Source organism: Maribacter sp. Asnod1-A12, assembly GCF_045063735.1.
In the GTDB taxonomy this organism is placed as follows: domain Bacteria; phylum Bacteroidota; class Bacteroidia; order Flavobacteriales; family Flavobacteriaceae; genus Maribacter.
On record NZ_JBEFNZ010000006.1, the window covers coordinates 198079 to 216267 of the forward strand.

16 protein-coding genes are annotated in these 18189 nt (G+C 34.4%); 4 read left to right on the forward strand and 12 right to left on the reverse strand.

The genetic code is table 11. The features are described from left to right. The first annotated feature begins 43 nt into the window (after positions 1 to 43). Entirely contained in the window at positions 44 to 2626 is a 2583-nt protein-coding gene (locus tag ACJJVP_RS00820) for a M1 family metallopeptidase (RefSeq protein ID WP_405410018.1), read from the forward strand. Between the two features lie 59 nt (positions 2627 to 2685). On the opposite strand, the gene guaB is transcribed toward ACJJVP_RS00820, so the two are convergent. From guaB to ACJJVP_RS00855, 7 genes are all read right to left on the reverse strand, one after another. Then, on the reverse strand, positions 2686 to 4158 hold the full coding sequence (guaB, locus tag ACJJVP_RS00825; RefSeq protein WP_405410020.1) for an IMP dehydrogenase: 1473 nt from the start codon (positions 4156 to 4158) through the stop codon (positions 2686 to 2688). Positions 4159 to 4316: 158 nt separating this feature from the next. Beyond that, complete coding sequence (locus ACJJVP_RS00830; RefSeq protein WP_405410021.1) at positions 4317 to 6788, reverse strand: TonB-dependent receptor domain-containing protein; 2472 nt, start codon at positions 6786 to 6788, stop codon at positions 4317 to 4319. After that, positions 6769 to 8136: an HTTM domain-containing protein gene (locus ACJJVP_RS00835; protein WP_405410022.1), complete on the reverse strand. Its 1368-nt coding sequence runs from the start codon at positions 8134 to 8136 to the stop codon at positions 6769 to 6771. The genes ACJJVP_RS00830 and ACJJVP_RS00835 overlap by 20 nt, the downstream gene beginning before the upstream one ends. Further along, positions 8136 to 9266: an imelysin family protein gene (locus ACJJVP_RS00840; RefSeq protein WP_405410023.1), complete on the reverse strand. Its 1131-nt coding sequence runs from the start codon at positions 9264 to 9266 to the stop codon at positions 8136 to 8138. The genes ACJJVP_RS00835 and ACJJVP_RS00840 overlap by 1 nt, the downstream gene beginning before the upstream one ends. A 94-nt stretch (positions 9267 to 9360) precedes the next feature. Further along, complete coding sequence (locus ACJJVP_RS00845) at positions 9361 to 10596, reverse strand: DUF4856 domain-containing protein (RefSeq protein ID WP_405410025.1); 1236 nt, start codon at positions 10594 to 10596, stop codon at positions 9361 to 9363. 141 nt (positions 10597 to 10737) lie between these two features. Further along, positions 10738 to 11607 carry a hydroxymethylglutaryl-CoA lyase gene (locus ACJJVP_RS00850; protein ID WP_405410027.1) on the reverse strand — a complete coding sequence of 290 codons (870 nt, stop codon included), beginning with the start codon at positions 11605 to 11607 and terminating at the stop codon, positions 10738 to 10740. A 53-nt stretch (positions 11608 to 11660) separates the two neighbouring features. After that, a complete protein-coding gene (locus ACJJVP_RS00855; protein ID WP_405410028.1) occupies positions 11661 to 12251 on the reverse strand; it encodes a LysE family translocator in 591 nt (196 codons plus the stop codon). A gap of 116 nt (positions 12252 to 12367) precedes the next feature. Between ACJJVP_RS00855 and ACJJVP_RS00860 the strand changes: the two genes are divergently transcribed. Beyond that, positions 12368 to 12778, forward strand: coding sequence for a Dabb family protein (locus ACJJVP_RS00860; RefSeq protein WP_405410029.1), 411 nt, complete (start codon positions 12368 to 12370; stop codon positions 12776 to 12778). Between the two features lie 78 nt (positions 12779 to 12856). Here the strand turns inward: ACJJVP_RS00860 and ACJJVP_RS00865 are convergent, their stop codons facing one another. Both ACJJVP_RS00865 and ACJJVP_RS00870 read right to left on the reverse strand, forming a co-directional pair. After that, positions 12857 to 13900, reverse strand: a complete 1044-nt coding sequence (locus ACJJVP_RS00865; protein ID WP_405410031.1) for a quinone-dependent dihydroorotate dehydrogenase — start codon at positions 13898 to 13900, stop codon at positions 12857 to 12859. A 58-nt stretch (positions 13901 to 13958) separates the two neighbouring features. Further along, positions 13959 to 14405, reverse strand: coding sequence for a hypothetical protein (locus tag ACJJVP_RS00870; protein ID WP_157486475.1), 447 nt, complete (start codon positions 14403 to 14405; stop codon positions 13959 to 13961). Between the two features lie 75 nt (positions 14406 to 14480). Between ACJJVP_RS00870 and pepT the strand changes: the two genes are divergently transcribed. Continuing rightward, a complete protein-coding gene (gene pepT, locus ACJJVP_RS00875) occupies positions 14481 to 15704 on the forward strand; it encodes a peptidase T (RefSeq protein ID WP_405410034.1) in 1224 nt (407 codons plus the stop codon). Positions 15705 to 15708: 4 nt separating this feature from the next. Continuing rightward, positions 15709 to 16308, forward strand: coding sequence for a YdeI family protein (locus tag ACJJVP_RS00880; protein WP_405410036.1), 600 nt, complete (start codon positions 15709 to 15711; stop codon positions 16306 to 16308). A gap of 76 nt (positions 16309 to 16384) precedes the next feature. On the opposite strand, the gene yajC is transcribed toward ACJJVP_RS00880, so the two are convergent. Genes yajC through nusB form a run of 3 tightly spaced genes read right to left on the reverse strand, consistent with a single transcriptional unit; the run spans position 16385 to position 18126 of the window. Next, positions 16385 to 16672 carry a preprotein translocase subunit YajC gene (gene yajC, locus ACJJVP_RS00885; protein ID WP_036152840.1) on the reverse strand — a complete coding sequence of 96 codons (288 nt, stop codon included), beginning with the start codon at positions 16670 to 16672 and terminating at the stop codon, positions 16385 to 16387. A 24-nt stretch (positions 16673 to 16696) separates the two neighbouring features. Continuing rightward, positions 16697 to 17167, reverse strand: a complete 471-nt coding sequence (locus ACJJVP_RS00890; RefSeq protein WP_303598092.1) for a DUF1573 domain-containing protein — start codon at positions 17165 to 17167, stop codon at positions 16697 to 16699. A 44-nt stretch (positions 17168 to 17211) separates the two neighbouring features. Beyond that, positions 17212 to 18126 carry a transcription antitermination factor NusB gene (gene nusB, locus ACJJVP_RS00895; RefSeq protein ID WP_405410038.1) on the reverse strand — a complete coding sequence of 305 codons (915 nt, stop codon included), beginning with the start codon at positions 18124 to 18126 and terminating at the stop codon, positions 17212 to 17214. Positions 18127 to 18189: the final 63 nt, after the last annotated feature.

Genomic DNA, 18189 nt, shown 5'->3' on the forward strand with positions numbered 1-18189 from the left:
ATTTCCATTAAAGTACTTTCACAGCAACGTATAACTCTAACTTATGAAGAACCTATTTTACGCTAGTTTTTTAGTCATCATTTTAATATCGTGCGCTAACGAAAATGACAATTCTAAACAAGTTGAATCTGGAGTATCAGAAGCAATGGCAACCCAAAGAGCTTCTCTAATATCCAATGTTCATTACAACTTAAGTTTTGATATCCCTAAAGAACTAAAAGCTCCTATACCTTCTCAACTAGTTTTAAATTTTGATTTAGAACATCTCAAAGAACCAGTCTACTTAGATTTTAAAGAAGAAACTTCTAAAATAAAATCGGTATCCATTAATAAAACTGAAGTTGATATTCTTCATGAAAATGAACATATCGTTTTACATGAAAACTACTTAATTAAAGGAAATAACACTGTTGTAATTGAGTTTGATGCTGGTGAGCTTTCTCTTAATAGAAATGAAGATTACCTGTATACTTTATTAGTTCCTGATCGTGCAAGAACACTATTCCCATGTTTTGATCAACCTAATATAAAAGGTATGTATACATTGAATATTACAGCACCAAACGACTGGAAAGTTTTATGCGGTTCTAAAGAAGTAAAGCAAACTCAGAAAGGTGAATACACACAACATAATTTTAGTGCTTCTGACCAAATGAGCACCTATCTATTTTCTTTTGTAGCGGGTAAATTTGAATCTGTAACTCAAAAACCTGCGAATATGGATATGACCCTATTATACCGAGAAACGGATACCACTAAAATTAAGTACAGCTTAGACTCCATTTTTGATTTACATCAGCAATCCTTATCGTTTTTAGAGGACTATACCGCATATCCTTTTCCTTTTCAAAAAATGGATTTCGCTGCAATACCCGGATTTCAATATGGAGGAATGGAACATGTAGGCGCAATTCAATACCGTGAGAGTTCTCTCTTTTTAGATGAAAGCGCTACCGCTAACAGAAAATTAAGCCGTGCAAAGCTAATTGCCCACGAAACATCACATATGTGGTTCGGCGATTTAGTAACTATGAATTGGTTTAATGATGTTTGGATGAAAGAGGTGTTTGCCAATTTCATGGCAGATAAAATTATGAATCCCGCTTTCCCAGATATAGACCATCAATTGGCTTTCATGATCACCCACTACCCCAATGCTTATGGTGAAGATAGAACATTGGGTACAAACCCCATTCGCCAAGACTTAGAAAACCTCAACAACGCAGGTTCACTTTACGGTAGTATTATTTACAACAAAGCGCCAATAATGATGCGCCAACTAGAAACCGTTTTAGGTAAAGAGGCATTTCAAACAGGCATTCAAGAATACATTAAAACCTTTGCATTCAAGAATGCTGTTTGGGGTGAGCTAATTGATATTCTTGATAAAAAGTCTACTACTGATATGGTTGGGTGGAGCGATGTTTGGGTAAATAGTTCTAGTAGACCCATCTTTAATGATGATATTGAATATGGTGATGACAATAAAATAACCTCATATAAACTATTTCAAAAAGCAGAAGATAAATCTAATCATTCGTGGCCACAGAGATTTGACGTATCATTTCTTTATCCTGATAAAACCAAGACGTTAACCGTTAACATGATTGGTAACGAATTGAGTTTAGATGAAGCTATTGGCATGGATAAACCGAGCGCAATATTATATAATTCTAATGCTGAAGGCTACGGAGTGTTTCCTGTTCAAGAACAAGATATAGAAATTATACCTTCCATAAATGACCAAGTGGCTCGTGGTTACGCCTACATCAATGTGTATGAGAATATGCTAAATGGCAGTATTGATCCCAATGAAGCAATAAAACTATACTCAAAAGGACTAGTTAATGAAAAGAATGAATTATTAATTAATCTCATCTCTAGGTATACCACTTCAGTTTTTTGGAAATATCTTACTACTGAACAACGCCTCTTTTATCAGAAAGAAATTACAGAAGAAATATGGGCTAAATTACTAGAAGAACTTTCGCCAAATATTAAAAAAACCTTATACAATACCTATGTATCATTAGGTTATACAGGTATTTCCCAAGACCGATTATATAAAATCTGGAAAAAAGATGTAGTAATCAGTAACCTAAAACTTAACGATGATAATTTTACGGAACTGGCGATGGATTTAGCCTTATACGAACATCCCGAAAGCGAGAGCATCCTTAATATAGCTGAAAAAGCAATAAGCAACAATGACAAATTAAATAGATTTCAGTTTTTACTTCCTTCTCTTTCAAAAGACGTAAACACTAAAAATGCATTCTTTGAATCTCTAAAACTTGAAGAAAACCGTGCTAAAGAATCATGGGTGGCTAATGCAATGAATAATTTAAATCACCCTTTACACCAAAAAGAATCTATTAACTATCTAAGGGCAAGTCTAGACTTAGTTGATGAAATACAAAAAACAGGTGATATCTTTTTCCCAAAGAGATGGTTAAGTAGTACTATAGGTAATTACACATCAGCAGAGGCTTATGAAATATTACAGCGTTTTCTTGAGGAAAATCCCGATTTAAATCCTTCCTTGAAATCAAAAGTATTACAAGCTTCAGATGATTTAAGAAGGGTGCAACTTCTGCAGAAACAGATAGACACCTCAATAGATTAATATTTAGACATAAAAAAAGAGGTCTAAAAGACCTCTTTTTTTTATACACATCTATTTTTCTATCTACTATAATTAGGACTTTCTTTTGTAATGGTTACATCATGTGGATGACTTTCATTAATACCACTAGCTGTAATTTTAACAAATCTTCCATTGTCCTGTAAAGTAGCAATATCTTTTGCCCCACAGTATCCCATACCAGCTTTTAAACCACCTATAAACTGGTGAATGCTTTCGTATAATTCACCTTTATAAGGCACACGACCTACAATACCTTCAGGCACTAATTTCTTGATATCATCTTCAACATCTTGAAAGTAACGATCTTTACTACCTTGCTTCATTGCCTCTACAGATCCCATACCTCGGTAAGATTTAAACTTTCTACCTTCATAGATAATCGTTTCTCCCGGAGATTCCTTGGTTCCTGCTAAAAGTGATCCTAACATAACTGTATCAGCACCTGCAGCAATAGCCTTAGGAATATCACCCGTGTACCGAATACCACCATCTGCGATAACCGGAACACCAGAACCTTTTATAGCCGCTGCTACCTCTATAACAGCAGAAAACTGAGGAAAGCCAACACCTGCAACAACTCTTGTCGTACAGATAGATCCTGGACCAATACCAACTTTAACTGCATCTGCTCCTGCATCTACCAAATACTTAGCAGCCTCGCCAGTTGCAATGTTACCAACAATAACATCTAAGTTTGGAAACTTCTTTTTTACTTCTTGCAATACCGATACTACACCTTTTGTATGCCCATGAGCAGTATCTATAACCACAGCATCCACACCGGCATTAACCAATGCCTCTGCTCTGTCTACTGCATCTTCAGTAACACCTAATGCCGCCGCTACACGTAAACGACCATACTGATCCTTGTTGGCGCTAGGTTTTTGGGTAAGTTTTGTAATATCACGAAATGTAATTAAACCTACCAACTTATAATCTTTATCTACAACAGGTAGCTTTTCAATCTTATGTTGTTGTAAAATATCTTCAGCTTCTGAAAGTGAAGTACCTTCTGCTGCTGTTACCAAATTTTCAGAAGTCATTACTTCAGATATTGGTCTTTCATTATTTTTTTCGAAACGTAAATCTCTATTGGTTACAATACCTAAAAGTTTACCATCGGCGTCAACAATAGGAATACCACCAATGCTATACTCTTTCATATTAGCCTTGGCGTCTTTTACTTTTGAATCAAGTGGTTGGGTAACCGGATCTAAAATCATTCCGCTTTCAGCCCTTTTTACCTTTCGCACCTTCATGGCTTGCTGCTCAATGGTCATGTTTTTGTGCAGAACACCTATACCACCTTCTTGAGCCATGGCAATTGCCATTCTAGACTCTGTAACCGTATCCATCGCTGCCGATATGATAGGTACATTGATTGTAATATTTCTTGTGAATTTTGTCTGAATACTTACTTCTCTTGGAAGCACTTCAGAATAAGCAGGTACTAACAGTACATCATCGTAAGTTAGACCTTCTCCTAGAATTTTATTTTGGTGGGCTTGCATAGCAATTAAGGATTTAATTGCGTGCAAATATAACGAATATTGTTGACTTATATACCATTAACATAACCTTAGCAAAAGCTTCACATAAAAAAGCTTTATAAAAAACCAGGTAAGACATCTTTTAAGTAAACTATACTAAAACATTACCTGATAACATACTAAAATTTAAACTGTAAAGTCGTATAAAATGTTCTAGGTTCTGACGGAATAATACCAGGTCCTGGGTACCCAGTTGCTCTTCGTGTAAAATAGCTATTATCCAAAAGATTATTTATACCAGTCTCTAATTTCCATTTTTTATAGGAATAAGCCAAAGAAAAATCCATAATGTCATATGCAGGTATCTCACCTTCTATACCACGTTGATTATCATTGACATCTTGTGGCGCATTAGTTGCATCTGTAAATTGACTTGACAAATACGTGTATTGCAAACTACCTATTAAGTTGCCGTATCCGAAATTAAGTCCGGTTTTCAAGTTTACATCAGGTATAAATTCTACCTTATTCCCCTCTACATTCGTTTCTTCTGAAGATAAATACTCCGAATTGGTCAACGCCAAGTTTACAAAATAATTTAGTTTCAACTTTTCACTAGCAGATAGGAAAGTTTCCTTGATACTCCAATTCGCAAAACTCTCAATACCATACATAAAAGCAGTACCAATATTACCTCTAAAACGAACTATACTTCCTGTTTCCACTTCTTCCCCTAAAGCATTGGTCTGTGTTTCGCTCTTTAATATCTCCCCTAACCTATTGTCATATAATAAGCTAAATGCACTAACATCATAAGACAATACATTGTTATATCTACCTCGAAATCCAATATCTGCAGTAAAGCCATCTTCATCAGAGATATTTTCATCCACTTGAAAAGAAGGGTTCACCACTCGTATATCACTAAAAGTGACCGACCTATAATTCTGAGAAAAATTACCGTAAAACTCAATACTGGAATTTAACTTATAGCTAGCCCCTATACCAAGCAACAAAAACGTTCTATCAAACTCTCTATTATCTTCTATCTCTTCATTTAAAAGTGGGTTATCCGCCAGATCAAGGACAATATTCTTATAACTACCAATACTTTCTGTTTTAATATGCTCTAATCTAAAACCAGGTGTTAAGGTAAATTTTGGAGTTATATTGAATATATTCTCACCAAAGAATGCTAAATTGGAATTAGGGAAATTAAATTGAGATTGTCTCTCGTAATTTGGAAATTCATCATCCGCAAAATTAAAGTCTGCATTAGAAGCCGTTGTACCAGGACCTTGTCTTTGATTATTATCGGTTCTATAAATTTTAGAACCTAATAAAAGAGCCGATTCTGTATTACCCAATTTATACCTAGTAAGCAATCTAGCTTCTGCACCCCAATTCTGAAAATTATCAATTAACAACTCTCGTGGTTCTTCAAGGTCATCTGGCTGCGACACCCTATTTGTACGAAAACCAAGTGCACTTCTAGAAGCATCTAATCCAAAAAGATTCAAACTAAAATCCATTTTTGAAGAGAATTTATGATCTAAACGCAAGGAATACAATTTCCAATCAATATCAAACCAATTACGCTCCCTATTGCTAAAAGTAGGATCTTCAATAAATTGGGCATCTGTAAGACCACCTGGCTGTTGCGCCAAATAATTAAGAAATGTAGTCTCTAGCGTAAGTTTCGTTTTATCAGAAACCTGATACCCTATTTGCGCAAAATAATTTCTACTGTTGTAATTAGAATTTGGTCTAAAACCACTACCCTCTTTATAATTAAAATATGTATAATAACTTATTTTACCTACCGTACCACTAAGGCTATTAAACGAGGTTTTTAGATCATAAGACCCCACTGTCTGCCTACTAACCCATTCGATTTTCTTATTTGGGTTGGGCTGTTTGAATTTAAAGTTTACCAATCCTCCAAATTGTGTTCCATATTGTAATGAAGCTGCACCTCTAACTACTTGAATTTCTTCTAAAGCTTCAGCTGGTGGAGTGTAATAACTTTCTGGGTAGCCCAAAACATCTGCGCTAATATCATACCCGTTTTGTCTGGTATTAAAATTCGCAGTTCTATTAGGGTCCAAACCTCTACCACCTATATTCAATTGTAAACCTGCATCGCCGTTATCATAAATGTTGAGTCCTACTACTTGGCTATATATCTGTCTTGGGTTGTTTGCAGCTAGATTACCAGTAATACCCTCTAAAAGTACAACCTCACTCTTTTTACCGGCATAGATTGCTGTACCTTCTACTTTCTTCAATTGTTTTAAAGCAAAAACCTCTTCTCTTTTCTGAATTAAAACCACTTCTGACAAATTGTTGACTTTTAGACGCTGCAGTGTTACGTTAAAAGTAACGTTGTCATTTAAAACAACATCTTGTTCTTCAATTTCAAACTCATAGGCAAATACAACAATGGCATACGTACCTGCCGCTAAACTTTCTACTGAATAATAACCTTCTGAATTTGTTGTTTCTAAACGCTCTAATTCTTTAATGTACAATTCTGCATCAGAAACGGGAACACCATCTTCATCGGTTACTTGTCCTGAAATACTTAGTTGCCCAAATAATGGAAATGATACTAATAATAACAGTATATAACTAAATTCCTTTAATCTCATCTTTAAATGGTGTTATCCAATTCTTATGTAAAAAAGACTCTCTTTGTTTTCCAAGATCAATAGTAGGGTCTATATATGTTGTACTTAACCTACCATTCAAACTAACTTGGCAATCTACGAATACCTGCACATTTTTATGGCCATCTTTTTCAAAATGATTTTTTAAAAAATGGGCATATTCTAATATAAAATCTGGCTGAAATGCCATTTGTTTTTCTTGAAACAGAGTGATAAAATCTGTATTATCCACATAAAACCATCTGCCAGATTCACCATCTACAATTTTAAACTGTGCGTAACCAGATTTTTCCATGAGCATGACGCGCCAAGAAAATCGGTATCCTTCTTCCGTCCAGAATAATTCACCTGGATACAAAAGATACCTAAAAGGAAAAATAAGTTGTATAGCAAAAAAGGCAATTAAAACGGTCATTTTCATTTTCGATGTAATAGTCGAAAAATGCTGATAAACTTTCTGATTATTAAATTTCGTATCATCCACTTTCAAGAACTTCGAAAGGTATTTTAAGATTTTCTCATGAAAGCTTGCATCGAAAAATATCAAAGCAGAAATAATCATTACATACGGGAACATGCCAATAGGAAAAAGTACCCTAGTCAACACATGAAAAACTACGACCATTACAAATGCATACGGTCTGGTTTTTTTGAATAACAAGAAAAAAGGAATCGTTAGATCATATAGTGCTCCAGACCAGCTAAATGCATATTGCACCCACTCTTCACCAAGTAAACCACCTATAAACGGAGTATCGAATTTTGAAGGCAACCAAATTTTCAAAGGCATAGCCTTTAGCAACCAATCTGAATTTAACTTCGCCAGTCCAGCATAAAAATACACAATACTTAAAAGAAGCTTAATGCTATTCACCGTCCAGCTAGGTACATATTCAAAACTTTTTTTAGGGTTTAGATATGCGTCTAAGGAATAGGTTGCATTTGCGGGCAGAAATATCATTAAAAAACTAAGTAAGCTAATAAAGTAATAATGGTTAAGGTATGTTGTCTTATCCATTAATTCTATATAGGTAAAACTCAAAAAGAATATGATAATACTTAATTTGTATCTATACCCAAGAGCCACCAGTAGCGCTGCAAGACCACAAATAATAAATATGAGATAAGTATACACACCTAATGGCTTTACCCACTCAAACCCAAAGTAAGAAAAAAAGAATTTTGGCTGAATGTAAAGTTTATCAATCCAACCATAGCTCCAAAACCGAACAATGCTAAAAAACATCATTAGACCAAATAAAATACGAAAGACCGCCAAAGGGGCGGTCTCTACGGGAGCTTTTATATATTTATTAATCACCGATTCCATTAATCACCGTCGGCATCAACAAAATCAATACTTATACTCATAGCAGAAACCATATCTACTTTTAACATTGGCACTGCTTTTTGTACTTCATCATAAGTCAATAGCATAGCTGTTGGCGGATTATTATTTTCTATTTCTTCTTTAAAAGCCGAAAGATCTTGAACCATTTCATTGGCGGTATTAAATTGATCGTTTATTAAATTTGATAAGTCTTCACCATCTTTTAAGGAGTTCAAAGCGTCTAAGTAAGATGCCAAACTCTCCCCTTCTGTACTAGAGTCAAAATGTTTACCATTGAAAAAATCTTGAACAGCAGATAAACCTTCTAAGAATAAATCATTAGAAATAGATCCTTCATAAAATGCCTCAACATTCTGCGGTAAAGTACTACCTGAAAAAACACCTAGAGGAATACCCATTTTACCTGCTCTTAAATATAACTCATAATAAAGGATATAATCGTTTACCATACGATCCACAGATGCAGTAGAAGAAGAACCGTCATTTGCAACAAATGTATCCCTATAGCCTTCTGTCCAGTCAGACAAAACAGTATTTGTCAATGATTGCATATCTAATAAAATATCTTCGGAATAGGTTAGCAACCTATCTTTATTATCACCGTTGAAGACAGCTAATATATCAACATCACTTTCCCCTAATCCATTTATTAAATAATCTAGCGCCGGAAAACCTTTAGCACTTCTGTTTGAAGAAAGAGACAAATCATAACTACCTGTTATTATAAATTCATCTATCTTCTCACTATCAGTTGGATAAATATTCATATTCAACTGATAACCTACAGTTTCGGCAGGTCCAATCTCGAACATAGCAACACGTTGCCAAGATGTATAGGCATTTACCCATGCAGAGCGGAATGCCAATAAATTACTTTCATTAGCATCTACTTTAAAAGTGTTGAATGAACTTATTAAAGCATCTAAATCACCAGAAAATGCCTCATATGATGGTATAATTATATTATCGGCCCAGTTAATTAACATCGCACTACGCTCGAAAGAAACCTCTTCACCTGAATCGATTATTACAGTATCATCTGTATCACTATCACTGGAACATGCCCAAACTAAAGTCAAAACACAAAAAATTCCAACAATTTTCTTCATCTCTTATTTTTATTTATTCTAATTAAATGCAAAAATAAATAAAGCAATTCAATCTACTTAGATTGAATTGCTTTATTAATGAATTTCATCTGATTTATTCAGCAGCTTGCTCTAAAGTAAAACTAAACCTAGCGGCAATGTCAGCTGAAATAGCATCTAATGTAGCCGCTTCAACATTCCAAAGTCCGTTTTCCCCGTCATCCATTAAATCTACCAAGAAAGCATCAACTTCTTCTTTGGTAAAATAAGGTGCTGTAGAATTGGTTTTTCTTGTAAACTGTAAACTGTAAACAAAACCGTAACCTTCAGACAAATCATGAAAAGCACCACCATAATCAGGTATTTCTTGATTCAAGTTATTTTTCCCTTGTTGTAAATAATATACAGCTCTAATGCCTATGACTTCAGATAATTTCTGTCTAATAATTTCTGCCTGTGCATCCCTAATATCATACTGTTTAGCTACAATGGCAGCTCTTCCCAATTTAAAGGCTTGAAAAATTTCATCGGCAATACCTGCAAAATCATCATCTCCTTCTACTCTTTCAACATATTTATTCAGAAAGCTATCTGCTCCTAAATCATCATTTGGGTTTGCAGCATCAGCATTTAGACCATAAACATAACCATAAGCCTCATCCCACTTATGTTCCATGTTTGTATATGATTGCCCTTCAACAACAACATCCGCATCATTATCAGCTACATTATTACCTTCATCTAAAACCGCAGTACTTAAATAATTATTCACTATTTGGTCTAGAGTAAGCGCACCTATTAAACCTTTATTAAAAGCTTGGTTGTACTCCAAACCTTGTGCATTTACATATCTAGTTGAGGTACCATCGGCAATTTGGCCGGCTGCACCTGCAGATGCGACAACTTCCCAATTTGGGAACACTTCATTTACTTGTGCTGTGATAAAACCATCAAAATTTACTCTGATCAACGTTTGATCGGTAGCATTTGTAGAAAAGAAATCTACCGATGCTGCAGTTTTACTTTTTACACTCTTATCAGATGCATTCAACTCTACATCTTCAAAATCATCAGCCCCTTCTTCATGGGCATACATACTTAAGATATCATCAGACGTTGATGTTATATCAGTAAATGCGCTTAAAATTTCATCGCCCATTTTTAATCTTGTGGTCTGACCATCAAAACTTACCGTAGAGGCTTCACTTCTTGTAAACACATATGCTTCAGGTACCTCAAAATCAACTTCGCAAGAGTCGCATGTTGAAAGTTCTAAACTATCATCATCAGAACTACACGATGTAAAAATTAAACCTGAAATAGCTGTAAAAGCCAAAAGATACTTATTCATTTTATAATTCATTTTTATTTAGACTTGTTACAAATAAAGGCGCAAACCTATAACATGAATTTATACGAAACAAGGTTATCTAAAATAAACTGGTTAATTTAACAATCTAATACTATTACGTGGATTGTTAGTAGCGACCATTTAATGATATGCTGAAAAAAGCTCGGTAGCTTTATTATAGGAAGATTCAAAAGTCATCCAATTTACACCTGAATCAACTTTTTCTGAAGTTAAATATGATAGTATTTTTTCAGTTGGCATATTACCGGTCAGATCGTCTTTAGCCATTGGGCAACCACCAAAGCCTTGAATAGCACCATCGAACCGACGACAGCCAGATTCATATGCCGCTGAAATTTTCTCATGCCACTTTGTAGGTGTAGTGTGTAAATGTGCACCAAATTCAATATTTGGATATTTATTGATTAAATTTGAAAACAGGTATGTTATAGTTTCTGGATCAGAAGAACCTACCGTATCTGAAAGCGATAATATTTTAGCTCCCATTTTTGCTAACTTCTCTGTCCACTCCCCTACAATGTCAACATTCCAAGGATCGCCATAAGGGTTACCAAATCCCATAGAAATATAGGTTACTACCTCTTTATTAGCGGCATCCGCTAAGTTAAATATCTCCTGCAAAGTTTCTACGGACTGCGCAATGGTCTTATGCGTATTTCGCATTTGAAAATTTTCTGAAATAGAAAATGGAAAACCTAGGTAGTCAATTTCAGGGTGTGTAACCGCATCTTGTGCGCCACGGATGTTTGCCACTATAGAAAGTAATTTAGAATTTGTTTTAGACAAATCTAACTTGGACAACACCTCTGCAGTGTCAACCATTTGTGGTATCGCTTTTGGCGAAACAAAGCTTCCAAAGTCTAAGGTGTCAAAACCGCAACCCAATAATGACTGAATATATCTCACTTTTTCATCAGTAGGGATAAATGTCTTAATACCTTGCATGGCATCTCTAGGGCATTCTACTAATTTGATCTTTGCGTTAGACATTTCGTAAAAATACAAACTCTAAACAAGTATCTCCTATTAATAATTCAAATAAACTACCCAATTAATAAATAAACAGCAATACCGATAAAGACAATAATTTGACCCCATTTTAAAAGAAATCCGGTTCTGTTATTAGCTGTTAGATAATTAGAGATTTGACCGGATAATACTGCAATAGCACCGAAAACAACTGAAGAAACCATTATAAATAAAAAACCCAAGGTATAAAATTGTATAACGTTGCTTAAAGAATCTGAAAATAGAAAGCCAGGGAAAAACGCTAGAAAGAATATCGTTACCTTGGGGTTCAATACGTTCATTATAAAACCCTGTTTATATAAGGAACCTAAACTTTTTTTATTTTTTGTTTCTCCGGCAATAGAGATAGCATCTCCACCTCTATACACCATTACAGCTAAATACAGTAAGTAAGCCGCTCCGAACATTTTTATAAAAGTAAATAAGGCAGGGTTATTCTTAATAATTGCAGAAACCCCGTATGCCAACAAAGTGGTATGTACTAAACAACCTGTCATTAGACCTGCAACCACCGCTAACCCGTATTTTTTTCCGTTACTAATACTTTGTATTAATACAAAGATATTATCGGGTCCCGGCGAAAGTGCCAGAACAAATGTTGCCATTGAAAATGCTAATAAAATATCGTAATTCAATTTAGAGGATCATAGTTCAAACGGAAAATTACGAATAACAATGAATTACACCTATTTTTAATATCTTGTTCAAAAAACAACACATTATGAAAATCAATTTTTTCCTATTATTAATTAGTATTTCGTTTATGTCAAATGCTTTTGCTAAAACAGATGAAAACATTACAATGATAAAAATGAATAAAACCGACAGTCTTTTAAGACATACCGTTTTTTTTAAGTTCAAAGAAGGAACGACTGCCGAACAAATAAAAACAGTAGAAGATGCATTTAGCGCACTACAGTCAAAAATAGAACAAATAAAAGGTTATGAATGGGGACTGAATAATAGCCCAGAAGGTTTAAACAAAGGCTTTACACATGCCTTTTTTCTAACATTTGAAGGTGAAGAAGCCCGCGCTATCTATTTACCACATCCAGACCATAAAGCGTTTGGTGCCATACTGACTCCGTTTTTAGATGACGTCTTTGTAGTTGATTACTGGACAAAGCCTTAAATTCAAATCTCATAAATATAAAATGCCCATACACAGATTGCGTAAGGGCATTTATGTTTTATAATTTCTTGGCAAAAATTAAACGGCAGCCTTTTCTATTAGCGCCTTATTTATTTCTTTCACCAAAGCCGGACCCTCATATACAAAGCCTGTCCATAATTGAACTAAATCTGCACCAGCTTCTAGTTTTTCAATGGCATCTTCAGCAGAATTAATGCCACCTACACCAATAATCGGAAATGCTTTATTACTCTTCTCTGCTAAAAATCTAATTACCTCGGTACTTCTCTCTTTTAAAGGAACACCACTTAACCCACCCACCTCTTCGGTTAAAAGAGCATGAGATTTTAAATTCTCTCTAGAAATGGTCGTATTAGTAGCTATAATACCATCAATAGATGTAGTTTTTACAATCTCAATAATATCTAATAACTGACTATCTGTAAGATCAGGAGCTATTTTCAATAAAATAGGTTTACGAACTGTCGATTTACGGTTACTTTGTTTAGCGTTCTCTAATTGGAGCTCGTTTAATAATGCCGTTAACGGCTCTTTATCTTGTAACTCTCGTAAACCAGGCGTGTTCGGCGAACTGACATTAACAACAAAATAATCTACATGATCAAATAGTGCATCAAAACAAATGAGGTAATCTTTGATGGCTTCATTATTAGGTGTCACTTTGTTCTTACCTATATTACCACCTATAAGTACTTTATGATTTTTCTTTAAATTCTCTACAGCTTCAAAAACGCCGTGATTATTAAACCCCATTCGGTTAATGATAGCCTTATCTTCTTTTAAACGGAATAATCTCTTCTTAGGGTTCCCCTCCTGAGGCTTAGGCGTCAATGTACCTATCTCTACGAATCCGAATCCGAAATCAGAAAGTTCGTTATATAAAACAGCATTTTTATCAAAGCCGGCGGCCAAACCAACGGGATTTTTAAATTTCAAACCAAAAAGCTCACGTTCCAAACGCTTATCCTCAACAACGAACATAGATTTAATAAGTCCTGACAGACCTATTTTGGAAAAAAACTTAATACTTGAAAAACTAATGTGATGAACTTTTTCTGGATCGAGAAGAAATAAAAGAGGTCTAATAAAAAGCCTGTACATGTATCTAATTTATAAGCCGCAAAAGTACAAACTGTAAATGAGAAAGTTAAGCAATATTTTATCTGTTTTCGTTAGGTATACTGTCTGTATATACCGCAGGAGTGATAATATATGCTGAACGAGAAGCTTCTTTACATAACGACAAGTATAATTTATACTGATTTGAATTGAACAATGCCAACATTCTTTTATCAATCATTTCTTGAACTCTAGCCATACTATCCATTACCACCTTATACTTACCGGCCAATTGACGTAGTTCCTCAACACTACTTTGCGGGTGTCTACTCTTTACATTTTCTAATTCATTACTTAAAATATCATTTCGATATTTTACTTCTCCGCTAAAACTCTCTAATTTTTCTTTTTGCATATCATTCAATTGAAAAATATCTGAAATTATAGAATCGCTCGTTACACCAACCCCAAGAATACAATCTGCCTGTGCATTTACATTTGCAATGAACAAAAGAAAAGCCATCATTACCACATACCTAAATTTCATCAACATTGTATTTATAGAATATTACGTTTACAAAATTACAATATATAAGCTTATTTTTGATAAAACACATTTAGCATGCAGCATATTATAGACCGTTTCATTAGTTACCTTACTATTGACACACAGAGCGATTCATCATCAGAGACCACACCAAGCACAGAAAAGCAATGGAATTTAGCCAATAAACTAGTTGATGAGTTACGCGCTATAGGCATGACAGATGTTACTATAGATGAGAATGCATATATCATGGCAACCTTACCTTCTAATGTTGATCATGAAGTACCTACCATTGGTTTTATTTCTCATTTTGATACGTCACCAGATTTTTCAGGTACGAACGTAAATCCGCAGATTATTAGAAACTATGATGGAAAAGACATCGTACTAAACAAAGAAAAGGACATCGTTCTATCCTCATCATATTTTGACGATTTATTACAATACATCGGTCAAACAATTATTACTACAGACGGTACTACGCTATTAGGTGCAGATGATAAAGCGGGTATTACAGAAATTGTTACCGCCATGGAATATTTGATCAAAAATCCTAAAATAAAGCATGGAACTATAAGAGTTGGTTTTACACCAGATGAGGAAATTGGTCGTGGCGCCCATAAATTTGATGTGAAAAAATTTGGTGCAGAATGGGCATATACAATGGATGGGAGCCAAATTGGCGAATTAGAATATGAAAACTTCAATGCAGCAGGTGCCAAAATTACCGTGAAAGGAAAAAGTGTACACCCAGGTTATGCAAAAGGTAAAATGGTAAATGCTCTTTTAATCGCTAATAAGATTATCAGCGATTTACCAAAACACGAAGTGCCGGAAGAAACCAATGGTCGAGAAGGCTTTTTTCACGTGCATCACTTTGATGGAGAAATTGAAAATGCAACGGTAGAACTCATTATTAGAGATCACGATTTGAAGCATTTTAACAAACGAAAAGAATTAGTACAAGATATTGTTAAAAACTATAATAATGAGTTTGACAATTGTATTGAACTAGAATTAAATGACCAATATTTTAATATGAAAGAAAAGGTAGAACCTGTTTTTCATATTGTAGAGACTGCTAAAAAGGCTATGGAAGATGTTGGTGTAAAACCGATTATTAAACCGATTAGAGGTGGTACAGATGGTTCTCAACTAAGCTATATGGGCTTACCCTGCCCTAACATTTTTGCTGGCGGACATAACTTTCATGGTAAATATGAATATGTATCTGTAGAGAGCATGCAAAAAGCGGTAGAAGTAATTGTGCGCATTTGTGAATTGACGGCAAATCAATAATACGATGGAAAAGCAAGAGAAATTAGATTTGTTTTATAATGAAGCACATCAATATAAAAATGGTGTAGCCCAATTAAGAGCCCTTGCTTTAGACTGCGGTATGACGGAAACCTACAAATGGAGTTTCCCTACCTATATAATCAATAATAAAAATGTCATCGCCATAAACAAATTCAAAAATCACTTTGGCATCTGGTTTTTTAACGGCGTCTTTTTAAGTGATCCTAAAAAGGTTTTAGAAAATGCACAAGAAGGCAAAACCATGGCAATGCGTCACTGGAAATTTACTTCACTTGAAGGTATTGATAAAAAAGACATTACATCTTATATAAATGAGGCTATAGCAAATCAAAAGAAAGGTTTACAGGTAAAGGTTGAGAAAAAACCTAAAACTAAAATTGTAATTCCCGTTCACTTATCTATTGCGCTTGAAAACAATGATGACATAAAAACCGCTTTTGACAAATTAAGCTATTCCAAACAGAAAGACTATGCCGAGTACATTACAACTGCAAAACAAGAAAAAACTAAACTATCTAGATTAGAAAAGATAATTCCATTGATAATAGCAGGTAGAGGACTGCATGACCAATACAAGAAGTAAGCTATTATCTTAAAATTAAAAACAAAAAAAACACCGATGTTTCCATCGGTGTTTTTTTATATGAATTCAGAAAAAGTTATTTCTTTTCTGGAGCGTTTAACTTAGCGCTCATTTCCATGGATATGGCAGATCTATCAAACTTTAACTTCCCTGCCATTGTTTCCAATACACAAGAAGTATCCTTATCATTCAAATCTACTACTTTTCCGTGCAGACCACTCTTGGTAATAACACGATCACCACGTTTTAATTCTGCCGAAAACTTCTTTTCATCCTTTTGTCTTTTCATTTGAGGTCTTATCATAAAAAAATATGCGACCACAAAAATCAAAATCATCGGAAGAAACTGCCCTATATCACCCATTTTTGGTATATCTGTAAGTTATAATTATTTAACAGGTCCTAATGGAGCTGCTCCTTTTGGGTTAACGAAAGCTTTAATTCTTAAAAGTTCAGAACCTTTTTCTGTATTTGCTGTAACAGTAATTGTTTTAGTTACCTGGTTTTGACCTGATCCATTGAAATTAACTTTCAACTCTCCTGTTGCACCCGGTGCAATAGGCTCTTTTGGAGGATTAGGAACTGTACAACCACAGCTACTTTTAGCGTCAGTGATAATTAAGGGAGCATTACCAGTATTGGTAAATGTAAATACGGTCTCTTGTGGAGTACCTTGCTCAATTGTACCAAAATCATGCTCTGCCTTTTCAAAAGACATTACAGGTACTGCTTTAGCAGCCTCATCTCTTACCGCAGCTTCTGCTACATTATCGGTTTTAATTTTACTTGATGCGTTGTCTTTACAAGAAGTAAAAGCTACCATTGATACTAGACCAACGATTAGAACAATTTTTTTCATACTATTTTAGATTTATCGATTAATTGTAAAATTATAAAATATTTTTATAATAGCCCCCTACCCATTTTGTTAAGCTTTCCTTCTGATCTGTATTCTTTAGTAAGCTTATCGAGAATTCCATTTATAAAAATGCTACTTTTCGGAGTAGAGTATTCTTTGGCAATTTCTAAATACTCATTTATAGTTACCCTTTCTGGTATAGAGGGAAAATGTAATAACTCGCAAATAGCCATTTTTAATAAGATGCTATCAATACCAGCAATACGATCCTTATCCCAATTTGGTGTTTTTCCTTCTATTTCTTTTTCGAGTGCATCGTTCTTCAACAATGTTCTTGACAGTAATTGCATGGCATATGTCATATCTTCATCATCTTTCAACAAGCTTGGTAAAAAGTAAGATTCCGGGTGCGTTAATTTTGCTTTCTTAAAATGCTTTAAAACAAAAGTGTTCACAATTGGTATATCATCTACCCACGTTAACTTATCATCTTCGAAATAGTCGTAGATTTTTTCATTTGGTGCAATTATGTTCTTGAACAATGTCATCACCAACTCTTTATCTGCAGTATAATCGCTTTCTGGCGAAGACATATACTCGTGGTATGCATTGCTCTCTAAAATCTCTTTATAGATTAGCTTCACATACTCTTCGTTCAAATACCAATTATCTAATTTTCTATGAGTAAGCTCTTCTTCTAAGGTTTTATTCTCAACAATTTGTAATAACAATCTGTTTTGAATAAACTTTTTAGGATTGGGAAATGCTGTCTTTTTATCACTAATATATTTGTTAGCAGATAAAGAAATTTGGTCTGCAGCCCTTTTTTGTATTTCTACAAAAAGACTTAACCATAATAAATACAACGTATAGGTATTCTCTATGCTTACCTTTAAAAACTTCTCTTGTTTCTGTAACGAATCGTCCTTAGACTGAATTAGAGCGTAAATACTCTGCATTACCTTTACCCTAATGTGCCTTCTTGTAAGCATTTGAAAGAACTTATTTAATTATTAGTAAAT